18 protein-coding genes are annotated in these 17,758 nt (G+C 39.9%); 1 reads left to right on the forward strand and 17 read right to left on the reverse strand.

The window, feature by feature from the left end; translation table 11 throughout:
• Window positions 1-13 precede the first annotated feature (13 nt).
• The 9 genes from HMPREF2637_RS05945 to dnaG all read right to left on the reverse strand — a co-directional run bounded on the left by HMPREF2637_RS05945 (window position 14) and on the right by dnaG (window position 9,437).
• Window positions 14-1,219, reverse strand: a complete 1,206-nt coding sequence (locus HMPREF2637_RS05945; protein WP_002891458.1) for an ABC transporter ATP-binding protein — start codon at window positions 1,217-1,219, stop codon at window positions 14-16.
• The gene (locus tag HMPREF2637_RS05950) at window positions 1,219-2,028 is read right to left on the reverse strand and encodes an ABC transporter permease (protein WP_064524141.1); all 810 of its coding nucleotides are present in this window, start codon (window positions 2,026-2,028) and stop codon (window positions 1,219-1,221) included. Before HMPREF2637_RS05950 ends, HMPREF2637_RS05945 begins: the two co-directional genes overlap by 1 nt.
• Window positions 2,012-2,968: a glycosyltransferase family 2 protein gene (locus HMPREF2637_RS05955; RefSeq protein ID WP_064524143.1), complete on the reverse strand. Its 957-nt coding sequence runs from the start codon at window positions 2,966-2,968 to the stop codon at window positions 2,012-2,014. Before HMPREF2637_RS05955 ends, HMPREF2637_RS05950 begins: the two co-directional genes overlap by 17 nt.
• Window positions 2,965-4,113, reverse strand: coding sequence for a beta 1-4 rhamnosyltransferase Cps2T (gene cps2T / locus HMPREF2637_RS05960; protein WP_064524145.1), 1,149 nt, complete (start codon window positions 4,111-4,113; stop codon window positions 2,965-2,967). The genes HMPREF2637_RS05955 and cps2T overlap by 4 nt, the downstream gene beginning before the upstream one ends.
• A gap of 102 nt (window positions 4,114-4,215) precedes the next feature.
• Window positions 4,216-5,067, reverse strand: a complete 852-nt coding sequence (gene rfbD, locus HMPREF2637_RS05965) for a dTDP-4-dehydrorhamnose reductase (protein WP_064524147.1) — start codon at window positions 5,065-5,067, stop codon at window positions 4,216-4,218.
• Window positions 5,068-5,186: 119 nt separating this feature from the next.
• A complete protein-coding gene (locus HMPREF2637_RS05970; protein WP_002884561.1) occupies window positions 5,187-6,113 on the reverse strand; it encodes a glycosyltransferase family 2 protein in 927 nt (308 codons plus the stop codon).
• Between the two features lie 10 nt (window positions 6,114-6,123).
• Complete coding sequence (locus tag HMPREF2637_RS05975; protein WP_002884757.1) at window positions 6,124-6,459, reverse strand: metal-sulfur cluster assembly factor; 336 nt, start codon at window positions 6,457-6,459, stop codon at window positions 6,124-6,126.
• Window positions 6,460-6,512: 53 nt separating this feature from the next.
• A complete protein-coding gene (rpoD, locus tag HMPREF2637_RS11150) occupies window positions 6,513-7,622 on the reverse strand; it encodes an RNA polymerase sigma factor RpoD (protein WP_002884252.1) in 1,110 nt (369 codons plus the stop codon).
• A gap of 3 nt (window positions 7,623-7,625) precedes the next feature.
• Window positions 7,626-9,437: a DNA primase gene (dnaG, locus tag HMPREF2637_RS11155; RefSeq protein WP_064524149.1), complete on the reverse strand. Its 1,812-nt coding sequence runs from the start codon at window positions 9,435-9,437 to the stop codon at window positions 7,626-7,628.
• Between the two features lie 162 nt (window positions 9,438-9,599).
• On the opposite strand from dnaG, the gene mscL reads away from it, so the two are divergent.
• Window positions 9,600-9,980 carry a large conductance mechanosensitive channel protein MscL gene (gene mscL, locus HMPREF2637_RS05990; protein ID WP_037601679.1) on the forward strand — a complete coding sequence of 127 codons (381 nt, stop codon included), beginning with the start codon at window positions 9,600-9,602 and terminating at the stop codon, window positions 9,978-9,980.
• Window positions 9,981-10,138: 158 nt separating this feature from the next.
• Here the strand turns inward: mscL and rpsU are convergent, their stop codons facing one another.
• From rpsU to HMPREF2637_RS06030, 8 genes are all read right to left on the reverse strand, one after another.
• Window positions 10,139-10,315, reverse strand: coding sequence for a 30S ribosomal protein S21 (gene rpsU / locus HMPREF2637_RS05995; RefSeq protein WP_002884573.1), 177 nt, complete (start codon window positions 10,313-10,315; stop codon window positions 10,139-10,141).
• Window positions 10,316-10,507: 192 nt separating this feature from the next.
• Window positions 10,508-11,302, reverse strand: a complete 795-nt coding sequence (locus HMPREF2637_RS06000; protein WP_037601831.1) for a transporter substrate-binding domain-containing protein — start codon at window positions 11,300-11,302, stop codon at window positions 10,508-10,510.
• Window positions 11,303-11,369: 67 nt separating this feature from the next.
• Window positions 11,370-12,479, reverse strand: coding sequence for an aminotransferase (locus tag HMPREF2637_RS06005; protein ID WP_064524151.1), 1,110 nt, complete (start codon window positions 12,477-12,479; stop codon window positions 11,370-11,372).
• 244 nt (window positions 12,480-12,723) lie between these two features.
• Window positions 12,724-13,521 carry a transporter substrate-binding domain-containing protein gene (locus HMPREF2637_RS06010; RefSeq protein ID WP_070839656.1) on the reverse strand — a complete coding sequence of 266 codons (798 nt, stop codon included), beginning with the start codon at window positions 13,519-13,521 and terminating at the stop codon, window positions 12,724-12,726.
• A gap of 11 nt (window positions 13,522-13,532) precedes the next feature.
• A complete protein-coding gene (locus tag HMPREF2637_RS06015) occupies window positions 13,533-14,345 on the reverse strand; it encodes a transporter substrate-binding domain-containing protein (RefSeq protein ID WP_064524153.1) in 813 nt (270 codons plus the stop codon).
• A 214-nt stretch (window positions 14,346-14,559) separates the two neighbouring features.
• Complete coding sequence (locus tag HMPREF2637_RS06020; protein WP_064524155.1) at window positions 14,560-15,024, reverse strand: 8-oxo-dGTP diphosphatase; 465 nt, start codon at window positions 15,022-15,024, stop codon at window positions 14,560-14,562.
• A 61-nt stretch (window positions 15,025-15,085) separates the two neighbouring features.
• Window positions 15,086-17,077, reverse strand: a complete 1,992-nt coding sequence (gene uvrB / locus HMPREF2637_RS06025; protein ID WP_021143783.1) for an excinuclease ABC subunit UvrB — start codon at window positions 17,075-17,077, stop codon at window positions 15,086-15,088.
• Window positions 17,067-17,693 carry a hypothetical protein gene (locus tag HMPREF2637_RS06030; RefSeq protein WP_064524159.1) on the reverse strand — a complete coding sequence of 209 codons (627 nt, stop codon included), beginning with the start codon at window positions 17,691-17,693 and terminating at the stop codon, window positions 17,067-17,069. The genes uvrB and HMPREF2637_RS06030 overlap by 11 nt, the downstream gene beginning before the upstream one ends.
• Window positions 17,694-17,758: the final 65 nt, after the last annotated feature.

A 17,758-nucleotide genomic window follows, 5' to 3' on the forward strand; every position in this document is an offset into this window, starting at 1 on the left:
TCCCTTTTTTCTCTTAAGAAAAACTCCACTTCCCATTTCTTTGAATAATACCAGTTGCAGAATCTTTGGCTGACTCGTCATCTTCATCAATATCATCCCTATTAAGAACAATAACTGGAATCTCATCAGCCGGAAGAAAGGCTAGAACTTGGTTATTCGCATCCCTTACAGTAATTTCGAGTTTTAACTTAATATCGTTTAACCCTGCTAGTGAGCACTGGTAGTTTACTTTAACATCACCCTTGCCACTTGTTAAGTTGTCCATCGTATTATCATTGTAAATCCAAATATTACGATCAATATCTGTAAATGAGATAGCAATATAAGTAGGCACATCTTCTAGCAAAGTATACGTCAAATCAAATGAAATTGGTTCATTTGGTGTAGCCCTCTTAGAAGACAACAGTGATAGCTTCAGATTTTCCACAAGCGAACCACTTCTTTCAATTCCTGATTGTTCTGAAGTGATTACTTGTTCTGTATTGTCAAAACTATATTGATTGGCAACGTCTCTTGGCTCGCCTTTGGCTTTAATGTATCCATCCTCAATTAAAATAGCCTTGTTACAGTACTTCTTAACAGCCCCCATATCATGAGTTACAAGAATTGTTGTTTTCCCTGATTTCTTACGTTCCATAAAGTAGTCATTACACTTACGTTGGAAAGCCTCATCACCTACTGCAAGAACCTCGTCAAGGATAAGAACATCACCCTGTGCCTTGATAGCCACAGAGAAAGCCAAACGGACCTGCATACCAGACGAGTAGTTCTTGAGTTTTTGGTTCATGAAATCTTCAAGTTCTGCGAACTCAACAATCTCATCATACATGGCGTCCACTTCTGCTGTCGTAAAGCCAAGCATTGCTCCGTTCATATAAACATTCTCACGTCCAGTTAATTCAGGATTAAATCCGACACCAAGTTCAATAAATGAAACCATTTTACCATTTACTGTAACCGTCCCTTGTTCAGGAACATAAATTTGAGAAATAATCTTCAATAATGTCGACTTTCCTGAACCATTTCGTCCCACAATTCCGAAGAAATCACCTTCCTCAACTTCGAAGTCAATATCCTTCAAAACATGTTGTTCTTTATAGCCTTTGATTCCTTTAAATCTATTTACTAAGGCAGTTCTAAGACTTTGAGTAGACTCAACCGGTAATTTGAAAAACTTACTTACATGGTCCACTTTAACTGCAATTTTCTTTTCTGTCATTAGAGAATCTCCGCGAATTTTTTAGCTTGATTATGGAAAATGTAGTAACCAATAGCAAAGATAACAAGTGGTAGGAAATACGGAATAATAGCAATAGCTTTATGACCAATTAAATCCCAACCACGCAAGCTACCTGAGAAGACAATAAAGTGTCGCAAGTCCTGAATAATTTGTGCTAAAGGATTCAACATCATCAGTTTTGCAATCTTAACTTGTCCACGTTGCAAAATAAATGTCAACGAATAGATAATAGGTGTCGCATACATACCAGCTTGCATAACTACTTCCCAAATTGGACCAATATCACGGTACTTAACAAAGAGCGTTGCTAAGACAAAGGCAATACCGGCTGAGAAAAGGAAGAGTTCAGCAAACAATGGAATAACTGTCAACCAGCCTAATGAAAAATTAACACCGTTTACCAAGGCAAAAACAAAGACAACAAGGAGGTTAATCACATAGTTAATTGAAGCTCCAACAACTGATGAAATAACAATAATTTCTTTTGAAAAATTCAATTTTCGTAACAAGTCACCCCTTGATACAATTGACATCATCCCCATACTCGTCGCTTCTGAAAAGAAACTCCATGTAACCATACCGATTAAGAGGCCAATGGCGTAATGTGGTGTGCCATCATCAAAACGTAAGAAGCGAACAAATACCAGGTACATAATTGTAAAGAGCATAAGTGGTTTCAAAATAGACCACAAATGACCGATTAAACTACCTTGATAGCGCAATTTGAAATCGGTTTTAACCATTTCTCGTAACAAAATACGATTTTTCTGACTAAAAAAGTCTAACATCTTTCTCTCCTCTATATGCAAACTTTGTAAGAATCAATGTCGTAAACACAATTGTGTGAAATGCTCTATTTTTTCGATAACCGTATTTTCGAATACGTGCTAAACGTTCTCTAAATGGAGCATCCATAATTGTTACAAAGTTTTCAATGATTTCCTTATTCTGTGAACTTAACGGGAGTTCCAGCAAATTTCTAGCTTGATCTTGGCTAGCTTTGATAAGACTCCAATATTTGGCAAAAAGGATATGGGGTCTAACCCAATTTTTCATCCGCTTTCGCAAAGTTCGAGCTCCAAGGACATTACTACTATGTTGACGATAGAGCTCAGTTGGCTCATCAATATAGACTAAGTTACCAAAGGCAGAAGCTAGCAAACCTAGATACCAGTCATGCATCAGTAAATCATGCTTTTCCTCACCAGTCCATAGTTCCGCTAAAGCATGGTTAATCATAGCAACGCCACCAGTAACTGTATTTTCAGTCAACTCTTGAATCAGCTCAATATTGGCATGGTCAGACTGAGTACGGATCATACTATCATGAAGGACAGATAGATTTTCATCCACTACCTTTAAATCAGTATAAATGAGTAGAGGTTTATCCTGAGAATACTTTTTGGCTTCTGCCACTTGAAGTGAGATTTTTTCAGGAAGCCAAAAATCATCCTGGTCACTGAAACAGTAAAGGTCTGCCTCCTCATGCTTAAGTAGGGCATGGAAACTTTTGATCACACCAACATTCTCGATATGATTCTCATTAATAAAGTGAATACGTGAATCTCGTGTAGCCAGTTGTTTAATAAGTTCGACTGTTCCATCAGATGAACCATCGTCACGTATGAGAAGTTCCCACTCCTGATAGGTTTGCTCTTGGATACTCTTAACTTGTTCCGCTAAATACTGCTCACCATTGTAGGTTGACAGTAAGATATTTACTTTCATGATAAAAATAGCTCCTCGTACTTACCTACAATTTTTTTCCAAGTAAAGTTCTGTTTCATGTTCTCCTTAGCTAACTTACCTAGTTCAGAGTAATCTAAAACGTCATCTACTTGATCAATCAAATGCGACAGATTGCCTTCATCTTTTTCCCAATAACGAGCTGTATCTTGAGCTACTGACCGGTTAAATGAGACACCTAATACTAAATTCAAATCAGTTTGTGCCATAGCTTCCAGTAAGCCAGGGTTGGTTCCTCCAACTTCGTGACCATGAATATAGGCAAAAGCTTCTTTGCGAATATATTTTAATAGGTCTTGATCATAAACTGTTCCAACAAACTTCACACGTGGATCCGTATCAAACTGTGTTTTGGAACGCAATTCCTCAAAATAAGCATTGCCCTCATAATTACAAATAATAATTAAATCACGTTTTGTTGAGGAACTCATAAACTCACGAATAGCCGTTTCATAATTATTTTCTGGAACAAAACGTCCAAGAATCAAATAATAATTTTTCTCGTAAGTATTCCATGTCTTGTAAATATCTCTAACTTTAGCATCCTGATTTGTTAATGTTGTCGGTGATAAATCTGTTCCATAAGCAATATAAGTTGACTTAGACCACGGATAGGCATCTTGAATATAAGTTTCAATTCCTGGATTATCCGAGATAACCAAGTCAGCATGTCTTGTCATTACTTTCTCAGAATACTTTAGATAAGCTTGTACTGGCTTGGGCCACTTAGCTCGCTTCCACTCCAAACCATCTGGATTAATGTAGAATTTACCACCAATTCTATGAATCTTACCAGCAAAGGGAGCCACAAAGGCACCTATAGTATTTCCCAAAACATAGAAAATTGGTTCTTTTATATTTTCCTTACGGATTATCTTCAAAGCGTAATTAATAGCCATCATATCATAGGCAATAACGCGAGCAGGTCCTAATTGGGGGGCCTTAATCGTGAAACAATCTACACCTTTATATTCGAAATGCTCATAGGCCTGTTTATCAGAAAGGCAGGCAACATGGTATTTAATTTGGGATGAAACTTGGTTGGAGACTAATTGATCTACAAATGTCTCAAAACCACCGTATTTTGCTGGAAGTCCACGACTTCCGATGATGAATACGTGTTGCATAAATCCCCTTTCTAACAAGTCTATAATCTAATCAATTATACCATTTTACAAGGCTTTTGCCTAATACAAACAGAACAGCAGCCACAAAGGACTGCTGTGTTTTTATTTCACTTCTTGTTTATAAAACTCTTTCAAAGCATCTTGCCATGTTGGGATGACAAATCCTGTAGCCTTAGCCTTAGCCAAACTCATTGTTGAGTTAAGTGGACGTTTAGCTTTAGCTGGGAATTGGCTTGAATCAACAGGCTTCACTTCAACATCAGTATCTTTAAGGATTTCAACCGCAAAGTCATACCAAGTTGTATCTTCTGCTGCATCATTTGACAAGTGATAGTAACCATATTCCTTACGGTTTTCAGCCAAATAAGTCATAAATTCTGCCAAAGTACGTGTCCAAGTTGGACGACCATGTTGGTCATTAACAACTGTGAGTGTCTTGTGGGTCTTAGCAAGGTTTTGCATAGTGAAGACAAAGTTCTTACCATAGTTACCGAATACCCAAGCAGTACGTATAATATAATAGTTTGACACATGTTTTTCGACTAGTTCTTCACCCATACGTTTTGTACGACCATACTCTGTCTGTGGATCTGGTTTGTCATCAACTTCCCACTCTTGACCTACTGGTTTTTCACCATCAAAAACGTAGTCCGTTGAAATATAAACAAGCGTTGCACCATGTTTTTCGGCAGCCTTAGCGACATTTTCAGTACCTGTCACGTTGATAGCATAGTCAAGCTCTTTACCTTCATCTTCAGCAGCATCAACAGCTGTGTAGGCAGCACAGTGATAGACCAAGGTTGGTTTTACTTCCGCAAACACTTCATCTACTTTTTCAGCATCTGTGATGTCCATTTCTGCCACATCTACTGCTACATACTCTTCGTTACGCTCGTCAAGAAGGTGACGAAGCTCGGTTCCGAGTTGGCCATTTGCACCTGTTACTAGAATCATATTTTTCTCCTTGTAATTTTCATTAATAGCACTTTAATTTTATCAAAAAAAGCAGAAAAAATCTGCTTTCATTTATAATTCTATACAACAAATTTATTTGTATAAATAGCTGGTTATCTTCACCCTTTTTCTTTAACAATATAAACTGGTCGTTTCTTGGTTTCTAGGAAAATCTTTGAAATATAGTTCCCGATGATTCCCAAGGCCAAGAGTTGGATTCCTCCGATAAAGAGGATGATCGAGACAAGGCTTGCCCAGCCTGCAACACTCCCACCTATAGTTAGTTTTCGGATAACGACAAAGAGAATTCCAACCAAGGAGATTAAGAATGAGAAGGTTCCTGCCCATGTGGCAAGTTTCAAGGGTACTTCTGAGAAGTTGATAAAGCCATCAAGTGAGTAACTCAATAGGCTCCAGAAAGACCAAGAAGTCTCTCCTGCCACACGTTCACGATTTTCATAAGAGACATAGGCCACATCAAAGCCGACCCAAGAAAAGAGGCCTTTTGAAAAGCGATTGACTTCCTTGAGCTCAAGGATGGCATCAACGACTTGACGAGTCATCAAGCGGAAATCACGTGCCCCATCCACCATTTCAGTATCAGAAACTTTATTAATCAACCAATAGAAAGCCTTAGCAAAGAGTGAACGAATAGGTGGCTCACCCTTGCGGTCTGCACGTCGTGTACCGACAACGTCGTAACCTTCTTGGATTTTGGCATACATCTCGATGAGCAGTTCAGGTGGATCTTGAAGATCGGCATCCATAACTGTGACGTAGTCACCTTGGGCTGCTTCAAGTCCTGCAAGTAAGCCTGCTTCCTTCCCAAAATTACGAGAGAAAGAGAGATAGTGAACATTCTCAAATTGTTTTGAAACCTGTCTCAAAACTTCTAAGGTGCGATCTTTTGAACCGTCATTGACAAAGTAATAGTTGAAAGCCAACTGATTGGCCATTTGTCGCTCAACTGCCTGACAAGCCTCTAAGAAAGGATGAATAGTCTCTTCCTCGTTATAACAAGGAACAACGATAGCCAGTGTTTTCATAAGATTTCTCCTAACGAATACCTAGGGCGATACGGGCATAACGACTCATCTTTTCGATAGTCCATGCTGGTGTCCAGACCAATTTAACCTCTGTCTTAGTGACTTCTGGCACTTCTTTCATAGCGTCATAAATTTGGTCTGTCAAAAGGTCTGCCAGTGGGCATCCCATAGTCGTCAAGGTCATATCGATTTCAGTATAGCCATCTTGTTGGAAACGGATATCGTAAATAAGGCCAAGGTTGACAATATCAATCCCCAACTCAGGGTCAATAACCATTTCTAAAGCTTCCAAGATACGATCCTTGATTTTTTCAATTTCTGCTTCAGTGTATTTTACTTCAGACATAGCTTTTCCTCCAAAATCAGGGCCTAATATTCAGGCCCCTTCCATTTACTATCTTAGTCTTCAATAAAGTCTTTAAGTTGTTTACTACGGCTTGGGTGGCGTAATTTACGAAGGGCTTTAGCTTCAATCTGACGAATACGTTCACGAGTGACGTTGAAGACTTTACCAACATCTTCCAAAGTACGCATCTTGCCATCATCAAGACCGAAACGGAGACGAAGAACATTCTCTTCACGGTCTGTAAGGGTATCAAGCACTTCATCCAATTGTTCACGAAGAACCACACGAGTTGTGTAATCTACTGGATTTTCGATAACTTCATCCTCGATAAAGTCACCCAAATGGCTATCATCTTCTTCACCGATAGGTGTTTCAAGAGAAACTGGCTCTTGAGCAATCTTAAGGATTTCACGAACCTTATCTGGAGTCATATCCATACGTTCAGCGATTTGCTCAGGTGTTGGGTCTTGTCCCAACTCTTGCAAGAGATTACGTTGCTCACGCACCAATTTATTAATAGTTTCAACCATGTGAACTGGGATACGGATGGTACGTGCTTGGTCTGCGATGGCACGAGTGATTGCTTGACGGATCCACCATGTCGCATAAGTTGAGAATTTGAAACCTTTAGAGTAGTCAAATTTATCAACGGCTTTCATAAGCCCCATGTTACCTTCTTGAATCAAGTCCAAGAACTGCATACCACGTCCCACATAACGTTTAGCGATTGAGACTACCAAACGAAGGTTGGCTTCTGCCAAACGTTGTTTAGCTTCCAAGTCACCATTTTCAACAGCAATAGCCAATTCTTTTTCCTCTTCGTTACTCAAGAGAGGGACTACCCCAATCTCTTTGAGGTACATACGAACAGGGTCATTGACCTTAGCTGAGTTTGAACCAAGAAGCTCCTCGTCTGTCAATTCTTCTGGTTTTGGGGCTTCAACAACATATTTAGATGAAGGATTTCCGTCCTTATCAGTGATAGAGATACCACCGTCTGTCAAACGTTCCAAAAGGTCATCAATCCCATCAGCATCAAGAACAAATGGGATAACTAGTTTTTCTGTGACTTCATCATCAATTGCTGTACCAGCTTTTTTGTGGTTACGAATGAAATCAGCGACTTGAACGTTAAATGCTGTATTTTGTTTTTTCTTTGCCATGTGTTACTCCATATCTCGTTTTTGGGCGATGAGCATCTGCAGGGCTTCCACCGCTGCATCCACATCACCGTGGTTACTTGATTCTCTTATTTGTTTACTTTGCTTACGAAAGTCCTGTTCCCTCAAAAAATGATTTCTACGCTCTTCGATAGCCTGAACTTCTTCAAGACTGGTTTCAGGTGGTAAAATCTCCTCTAAAACCTGATAATAGGCTGTTTGCACCTCTTGAGAAAGTAGAGACAAAGCTACGGTATCAATCTGACCATCTTGTTTCAGAATATGATAAAGTTCCTCTAACTCAGGTGTTTGGAAGAAAAACTCCTCTCTCATGCGATAGTCATTCAAAATCATAGGATGATTAAGTATACGATGGAAGAGTTGATTTTCCGCCCGACGAAGACCTGTAATCTTAGGTGTAGAAGGTAGTTTGACCGTCCCTCTGAATCCTGATGCTGAAGACTCATAAGCACTATTACTAGCAGCCGATAATTGAGCCGTCTGCTTATTCCTCATGGTCAACCGTTCGTTATTGACCGCTTGCTCGACTTGGAAAAAATCAAAGTCAGGCAAAAGGTCAGCCACCTTAGAAATGTAGGAATTTTGTGCCGTCACAGAAGGTGACTTGGCAATAATCTTAGCAATCTGCTCAACATAGGCAATCTCTGCTTGAAGATTGTCTACATTAGCAGGCTTGAGCTGTCCAATCCAAAATTCCACATCTGAAATGCGGGACTCGACCAAGAGTTTCCCCAAAGCCTCTTCGGATGTTTTCTGTAGATATTCATCAGGGTCCATATTGTCTGGAATTTTAACAATATCGACTTGAAAATCCGATAACAGTTCCAGAGACTTGGCGATCGCATTTTGCCCAGCCTTATCACCATCATAGGTCAGAACAATTTTCTTGGTTAACTTACGAAGACGATTAACATGTTCAGGGGTCAACGCCGTCCCCATAGAAGCCACAGCATTAACATGCCCAGCCCTATAGGCAGCAATGACATCCATGAATCCCTCCATCAGATAGACTTCATGAGTCTTCTGAATCACCGGTTTAGCCTGATCGAGGTGATAAAGTTCATAAGACTTATTGAAAATGTGGGTAGCCCTTGTATTTTTGTACTTGGCTTGTCCTTTTTCAATATCGTCCTTAGTCCAAACACGCCCTGAAAAACCGATGGTCTTTCCAAACTCATTCTTAAGCGGAAACATGATTCGATTTTTAAAAGTATCGAAAAGACGATTACTTTCAGAAAGATTAAAAAGACCTGATTCTGTCAGCACCTCTTCGTCATATTTTTTTGATACAGACTGATAGAGATAATCTGGTTCGTCAGGGGCTAGACCAATCTGGAAGGTCTTAAGTAAATCGTCAGTCATGCCACGTTCATAGAGGTAGGCACGCGCTGCTTCTCCTATCTTAGTCGTCATCAAGACTGCGTGATAAAACTTAAGCGCATCCTCATGAAGATCATAGAAAGGTTGATTAGGAGAATTCTGCTGCTGAGCCTGTCTTGGTGCGTCTATCGTAACTGCAATACCTAAGCGGTCTGCCAGAACCTTGACACTTTCTTGGAAAGAAATCTGACGGTATTCCTCTAAAAATTTAAAGACATCTCCAGACTTTCCACAACCAAAGCAATGGTAAAACTGCCTATCCTCAATAACGTTGAATGAGGGAGTTTTTTCCTTATGGAAGGGGCATAAGCCAAGGTAATTACGACCTGCGCGATTAAGACTGACAACTTCACCAATCACGTCGACGATGTTGGTGCTGCTCTTAATATCTTCTATTAAAGCTTTATCAATCACCATCTAATCGCCCCCTATCTTACCATAATTGCATTACCCCTAATTATAACACGATGAAAAATGAAAGTAAAATAAAATTGATTTTACATGAGCAAATCTCTTGTCAAGATTTACAAAATCAGATAAAATATTAAAAGTAAATAAAAGAAAGGATTCATTGTCAAAATGATTAAAGAACTTAAAGACTTTTTGTTCAAGGGTAACGTCCTTGATCTTGCTGTAGCCGTTGTTATGGGGGCTGCTTTCAACGCTATCATCACTTCACTTGTTGGTGATATCATCACACCACTTATCCTTAACCCAGTTGTTAAGGCCGCTAACGTTGAAAACCTCTCTAAATTGTCATGGAACGGTATCGCATACGGTAGCTTCTTGAGCGCAGTTATCAACTTCATCATCGTTGGTACTACTCTCTTCTTCGTTGTTAAAGCTGCTAGCAAAGCAACTGCTCTTAGCAAAAAAGAAGCTGAAGATGCTGCTGAAGCAGCAGGTCCATCACAAGAAGAATTGCTTACTGAAATCCGCGACCTTCTTGCAAACAAATAATCTTTATTTGTTCAACTAAAGACATATGAAACTTAAGACGTCTGAAATCTCAGACGTCTTATTTTTTGTATCTCATACCTACTAACCGACTTCTTTATTCGATGAAAAGAAAAAAACTTGAGAAGACTCAAGCTTTTTTCTGTTAATTTCATTCTTAATTAGAATTTTTTACGTTTGCGAGCTGCCTCTGATTTACGTTTACGTTTTACAGAAGGTTTTTCGTAATGTTCACGTTTACGAGCCTCTTGAAGAGTACCAGCTTTAGTCACAGAACGTTTGAAACGACGAAGAGCGTCGTCAAGTGATTCGTTTTTACGTACTACTGTTTTTGACATTGAATTCACCTCCTCAAGATAATGTAACATTTTACACGTTCTATTCAAGTATACAAGACTCGCCTTTTTCTGTCAAGAAATATATTTAAGTTTAGGAATTTTTGCTATTACAGTTGACTTCTAAGTCTACTAAAACTATCCAAGTTTTTTCCTATACAAAAACTAGAGGAGGCATCTCCCCTAGCTACTGATTTATTCAACTGCTGTGTATTTAGAAGCATCCTTGATGTACTCGTCGTAAGTACCATCTGCTTTCAATTTCTTGACGACTTTGTTGACTACTTCTTTCAATCTTTCGTTGCCTTTAGCCATAGCGACTGCTTTTGCATCGCCATCATCAACTTTGAGGGCAACGCTTGCCAAAGCCAAATCTGAATTTTGTGCCACGTAACCTTCTGCTACTGGTTTTTCAAGGTCAACAGCATCAACTTGGCCAGATTTCACCTCGTTAATCGCCTCACCCATTGCTGTAAGTGATACGACTGTTGAATCTTTCAATTGTTTCTTAGCAAGGCCTTCTTCAATGGTACCTTTTTGAACTGCTACTTTCTTACCTTTGAAAGCATCAAGACTTGAGTAAGTAGACTCTTGATCTTTGCGAACGATGATAGCATTTTGTGTTTCGTAGTAAGGATATGAGAAATCAAAGGTTTTCTTACGTTCGTCTGTTACTGAGATACCTGAAATAGCAAGATCAGCCTTACCTGATTGAAGGCTAGAAAGGACATTGTCAAAGCTCATTGTTGTAACTTCAAGCTTAACACCGAGTTCATCAGCGATAGCTTGTGCCAACTTGATATCTGAACCAACTACTTGGTCTTTACCATCTACCAAAGTTTTGAACTCAAATGGAGCATAGTCTGGGCTGACAGCCACGACAAGTTTTTTATTTTCTTTAATGGATAAGTAAGCATCCTTTTTTGACCCACAAGCTACTAAAGTCACAGTAGCAAGGAGAGCCATAGCCCCAAGGAAAAGTTTTTTCATTTTCATAAGAAACTCCTGTATAAATATAATTTTTCGCTTGTTATTTTACTTAAAATTAGTAGCATTGTCAACATTTATTAAGAAATTGCGACAGTTTTTCCAAGCCCTTTTGAAGGACCTCCTTATCGCAACAATAACCAATGCGGACATGCGACTCCTTGTCAAAACGGTTACCTGGAACCACAAGCACACCGTACTCCTGAAGAAGCTCTAAGGCGAACTCTTCAATGGGACGGTCAACATCTAATTTGACGAAGGAAGTTGACACACTGGCAGGACGAATCCAGCTAGCCTTAGGCTCTTTGGCAATCCACACGTCCATAAGAGCTAGATTTTCCTCTACAATCTGACGATTACGTTCCAAGATGGCTTCTTTATTTTCTAAAACAAGGGTAGCCACCATATCGTCGAAGACACCTGCACAAATCATTGTGTAATCGCGGTAGTCCCGCAGAATGTCTGCCACCTCAGTATTAGAAGCTACCCAACCAACTCGAATACCAGGAATCGAATAGGTCTTTGACAGACTATTGACGGCAATGCCCCTTTCATACAAATCCACAATAGAAGGTGCAGGTTGGTCAAAACTGCGATAGACCTCATCTGAGAAGATATAGGCGTCTACTTCTTTAGCGATAGTCACAAGCTCCTCAAGGTAAGCAGTATCCATAAGGGCACCAGTAGGATTGTTGGCATTGTTAATGCAGATCATCTTGGTATTTGGGTGAATCAGACGGCGAAGTTGGTCCAAATCAGGCAACCAGTTATTGTCCTCCTCAATCTCCCAGAGGTCCACATCTGCTCCTAGTGACTTAGGAATGTCATAGAGCTGCTGATAAGTTGGATACATGGAAATGACATGGTCCTCAGGCTCAATAAGCGCATAAAGAGCTAGCATCGTCGCTCCTGTAGCCCCATTAGTTTGGAGGATATTATCAACCGGCATGTCCTTGTATAAGCTAGACACTTGAGTTTTGAACTCTGGTGCCCCTTCAATCCAGCCGTAATCCATCTTTTTCTTTAGTAGTTGAGCAAAAAAGGCTTCCTTATCAAGGCCTGATAAGTCAAATAATTCTTCCATTGTGAGGGCCTTAATTGAAACTCCTGCGATATCATATATGGCAGACTTTTCATGGACATTCAGCCATTCTTCAACACCAAAACGTGGTAGCTTCATAGTTTCTCCTTGCTTTTCTTAAGCACTCTATACGATGTCATTTGTCTATTTTGACAGACTTACCTACTTTGATAATAACTGTTTTTAGCAGAGAATTCAATAAAAAATGGGGTATTCCCCCATTTAGATTTAAGAATTTTTGACGACTCCCCTTGAGTGAGCAAAGCCAACACCAAACGAGACTTTCCGCCGTTGATGAAAGCACCTGAAATTGACTCGTTTCAGGTGCTCAGAAGTTTTAAATTTACTTACTTTGTTTGTAGGTTGATGCTTCTTTTAACCATTGGTCAAATTTTCCAGAGTCTTTAGTCTCTTTGATGACGGCATTGATTTCTTTAAGCAAGTCATCTGACCCCTTACGTGTTGCGACTGCATAAGCATCTGAACCGTCTGACTTGAGGTTAAAGTTGGCAAGGGTTAAATCATCATTTTGAGAGATATAACCTTCTGCAATGGCCTTCTCAAGTACAACTGCTTGAAGCTGTCCTGACTTGAGTTCATTAATCATTTCGCCATTTGAAGTCAGTGATACTACACTTGCCTTAGAAATTTGTTTCTTAGCAACGGTTTCTTGAACAGAGCCTTTTTGCGTACCGACAGTTTGTTTTGCGAGACTATCAGTGCTTGTATAGTCATTTACCTTGTCTTTTTTGACAATCACTACATTTTCTGACGTATAGTAGCTGTCTGAAAAATCATAAACCTTCTTACGTTCGTCTGTCACCGAAATCCCTGCAATGGCAATATCGGCTTTACCACTTTGCACGTTAGCAAGAACATTATCAAAAGACATCACGGAAAATTCAACCTTTACACCGAGTTTTTCACCGATAGCTTTGGCCAACTCGATGTCTGCTCCAACTAGCGTATCTTTGCCGTTAACCAATGATTTGAACTCAAATGGTGCAAATTCTGATTCTGTTGCCACGACAATTTTCTTCTTTTCCTTAATCGTTTTGGGATTTACTCCCTGACTTCCGCTACAAGCAACTAGAAAGCAGGTAGCGACTAGAGCTGTAAGGATAAACCAAAATTTCTTCATATAATAACTCCTTATTTGCTAGAACTCTTAAGTGAAAGAGTGTAGGCATCTTGAACATAGCTGTCAATCTTACCTTCTTTTTTGAGTTTAGCGATAACCTTATTAACCTTTTCTTTTAGCTTATCGCTTCCTTTAGGCATTGCTACAGCATAGGCATCTTTTGAATCAGACTTGAGCGCGATGTCTGACACAGCTAGGTCGCTGTTTTGGTCTACATAACCTTTTGCAATGGCCTTTTCAAGAACTACTCCTTCAACTTGACCAGACTTCAATTCATTGATGGCTTCGCCAGGTTGCGCCAAGGATACCACATTAGCATCTGACAAGTTGGCTTTGGCAATATTTTCTTGAATAGAACCTTTTTGAACGGCTACAGATTTTTTAGCAAAATCACCGGTTTGTTTGTAAGTTCCTGTCGCATCTTTTTTGACAACAAGAACCGTTTCAGACTCATAGTAAGTATCTGAGAAATCAAAGATTTTTTGACGTTCTTCAGTAGCTGAGATTCCGGAAATGGCGATATCTGCCTTACCAGATTGAACATTGGCTAAGACATTATCAAAAGACATTTCAGAGAATTTAACTTTTACACCAAGCTCATCTGCAATAGCCTTAGCAATTTCAACATCTGCCCCAACAATCGTATCCTTACCATTTTGGATTGTCTTGAATTCAAAAGGAGCAAAGTGAGGATTAAGAGCAACTGTCAAAGTTCCTTTATCTTGTACCTTTTCCAAAGTGTACTTCGACGAAGAACAAGCTGCTAAAGCTGTCAAAGCGAAAATCCCTGCAAATCCCAACAAAAGTTTTTTCCATGTTTTCATAATCAATCTCTTTTCTATATTTATTAACTTATGTAAGTATAATAATGCATTATTATGCATTTGTCAACGAAAAAATGGACTTTTATTGATTGTAATTTTTATTTTTATTAATTTTATCATCGTCGCAAAATCTGAAAATCGTTTATTTTAAGCTTTCTATCTGTTTTTAAAGACAAAAAAACTATTCATTCATTTGAATAAATAGTTCATTTTTTTACCAAAATTCTCGGATAAAGTCATTTTCAAGACGCTCACGATAGTAAAGTTCGGAAAGTTGATCCTCTTCAAACACTCGCAGGAGGTTGAGCATATCATAGGCTAGATCCATGTTAGGTACATCCTCTCGAGCAACCCAACGTACTTCTCCCTCTTCTGTCGAGTGAATGTCTCCTTCAAAGTCTGAAGTTCTATAGAGGAACACCAGATAACGCTCGTCATCTGTCGTGTACCAATGCTTCATACCAACCAGCTTAGGATTTTTGATGGTCAAGCCAGTTTCTTCCTTGACCTCACGAATAACTGACTCCACTAGCCCCTCGTGTGCTTCAATATGACCACCAGGTAGGGCAGCACCCGACCAAGAATAACGCTTGGAATCGCGAATCTGCATGACAATATTTCCATGACCATCTTCGATGAGACACATGTTAGTCAGAATGGTTGCTTGTGAGCGTGACATATATTTCCTTTCTTTCATATACAATAGATTACTTAAATAAAGGCTGGGGCAGGGAGGTAAATTAATCCATACTCTTCAGTTCTAACACCATGTCACGGATTTGTGCAGCCAATTCAAAGTCAAGCAGTTCTGCTGCTTCGTGCATTTGTTTTTGAAGTTTCTTGATGGCTTCTTGACGTTCTTTCTTGTTCATGGCACTGTAATCCACAGTATCCTCTGCCACTTCTGCTTCATTAGCCTTGGTAATCGAAATAAGGTCACGAATTTCTTTCTTAATCGTTTGTGGAACAATGCCATGCTCCTTATTATAGGCCATCTGGATTTCACGACGACGAGCTGTTTCATCCATGGCCTTCTGCATAGATTCTGTAATCTTATCCGCATACATGATAACGTGCCCCTCACTATTTCGGGCAGCACGTCCGATTGTTTGGATAAGTCCACGTTCATTACGAAGGAAGCCTTCCTTATCAGCATCCAAAATAGCAACCAGACTAACTTCAGGAACGTCAATTCCCTCACGAAGAAGGTTAATACCGATAAGAACATCAAAGACACCCAGACGCAAGTCACGGATAATCTCAGTACGCTCTAGAGTCTTAATGTCAGAGTGCATGTATTTGACCTTGACACCCATTTCCTTGAGATAGTCAGTCAAGTCTTCAGCCATCTTCTTAGTCAAAGTGGTTACAAAGACACGCTCGCCTTTTTCAGTACGGGCATTAATTTCACCAAGGAGGTCATCCATTTGACCCATAGTTGGACGAACTTCGACTTCTGGATCAAGAAGTCCTGTCGGACGAATGATTTGCTCAACCACAGTCTCGGTCTGTTCCATCTCATAGTCGCCTGGGGTAGCAGAAACATATACAATCTGATGCACATGACTCTCGAATTCTTCACGTCGAAGTGGACGGTTATCAAGCGCCGATGGCAAACGGAAACCGTAATCAACCAACATCTTCTTACGAGCTTGGTCCCCGTTATACATTCCCTTAATTTGACCCATTGTCATGTGACTTTCATCAATCATGATGAGGAAATCTTCTGGGAAGAAATCAAGCAAGGTGAACGGTGGCTCGCCCTCTTTTCGCCCATCCATGTGTCGTGAGTAGTTTTCAACACCATTTGTGTAGCCCATCTCACGAAGCATTTCAACATCGTATTCTGTCCTTTGACGGATACGTTGAGCCTCGATAAGCTTACCCTCAGCTTCAAATTGCTTAACTTGAGCTTCCATCTCTTCCATAATATTCTTGATGGCCTCTTCCATATGCTCTTCATTAGTCATAAAGTGAGTCGCCGGGAAAAGAACAAGGTGCTCGACTTCACCGAGATTGCGTCCTGTCAAACTCTCAATCTCACAGATGCGGTCAATCTCATCACCGAAAAATTCGACACGAAAGGCGTGCTCATCACGGCTGGCAGGAAAAATTTCGACCACATCGCCACGTACACGGAATTTCCCACGTTGGAAATCAATGTCGTTTCGCTCAAACTGGATATCAACTAGGTCATTTAGCAGCTTGTCTCGAGAAATTTCTTGACCAGGACGCAGGCTGACTGCTGAATCAGCATATTCTTTGGGCGAACCCAAACCGTAAATACAAGAAACAGAAGCCACAACGATAACATCATTACGCTCAAGGAGGGCCGACGTTGCTGAGTGTCGTAGCTTATCAATTTCATCGTTTACAGAGCTATCTTTTTCGATATAGGTATCTGATGATGGTACATAGGCCTCTGGCTGATAGAAATCGTAGTAGGAAACGAAGTATTCCACAGCATTGTCTGGGAAAAACTCCTTGAATTCTCCGTAAAGCTGACCTGCTAAGGTTTTATTGTGGGCGATAACCAAGGTTGGTTTATTCACGCGCTGGATGACCTGACTCATGGTATAAGTCTTACCTGTCCCTGTCGCTCCCTTTAGGATTTGAGCCTTTTCTCCACCTTCGATATTATCAACCAAGGCTTCAATGGCCTGAGGTTGATCCCCAGAAGGTTCATATTTAGAAACCAAATGAAATTGGTTGTCTTCTTTTCTATCTATCATGGTTTTTCCTTTCATTTATGTAATCATTCATCTCTTGGTCGGAGAAGATTTCTCCACTTGTAAGCGGAATTTGAATCATTCGCATCTTAGCGACATAGGCACGTTTCTTCCGTGATTGATGACCAAGTTTTTTGTCATAGGTAACAGCTGTCTCACCATTTTTGAAGAAGATAAGCAACACCTGATATCTCTTTTTATCATCAACCTCGGCATCATAGTCGAAGACATGCTCGATGCGTTTCAAAGAATATCTCACTGTCGAAGAGCGTCCAATATCCTCCATCCGTGTTGTCCAAGCTTTCTTGACAAATTCAATCTCGGATAAGGGAATGTCAAAAGTTTTCCGTCCAAATGCTTGGCCATAGTAGGTCAAGGAATTGTCATCCAGTTCCAAGAGCTTTCCATGACCTTTGAGATTTACGATACCGTCTATAAGGTGAACAATGGATAATAAAAGCCAAAATAAAACAATGACAGCAAGGAACTGCTTGACTGGATTATCACGAAGAGAACCTCTAATTAGCTCAGGACAAAGAATCCATAAAGACAAGACAGAAAATATAAGGCCAACGACTATTTTCAATTTCAACATGACCCTATCAAGCTTAACTATCATATTGTCTCCTCCAAGCGTTTCTTCTATTTTAACACAGAAGTAAAAAGACCGAGTCTTTGAACTCA

Origin of the sequence: Streptococcus sp. HMSC065H07, from assembly GCF_001837325.1 — a bacterium.
Classification (GTDB): Bacteria; Bacillota; Bacilli; order Lactobacillales; family Streptococcaceae; genus Streptococcus; species Streptococcus salivarius_H.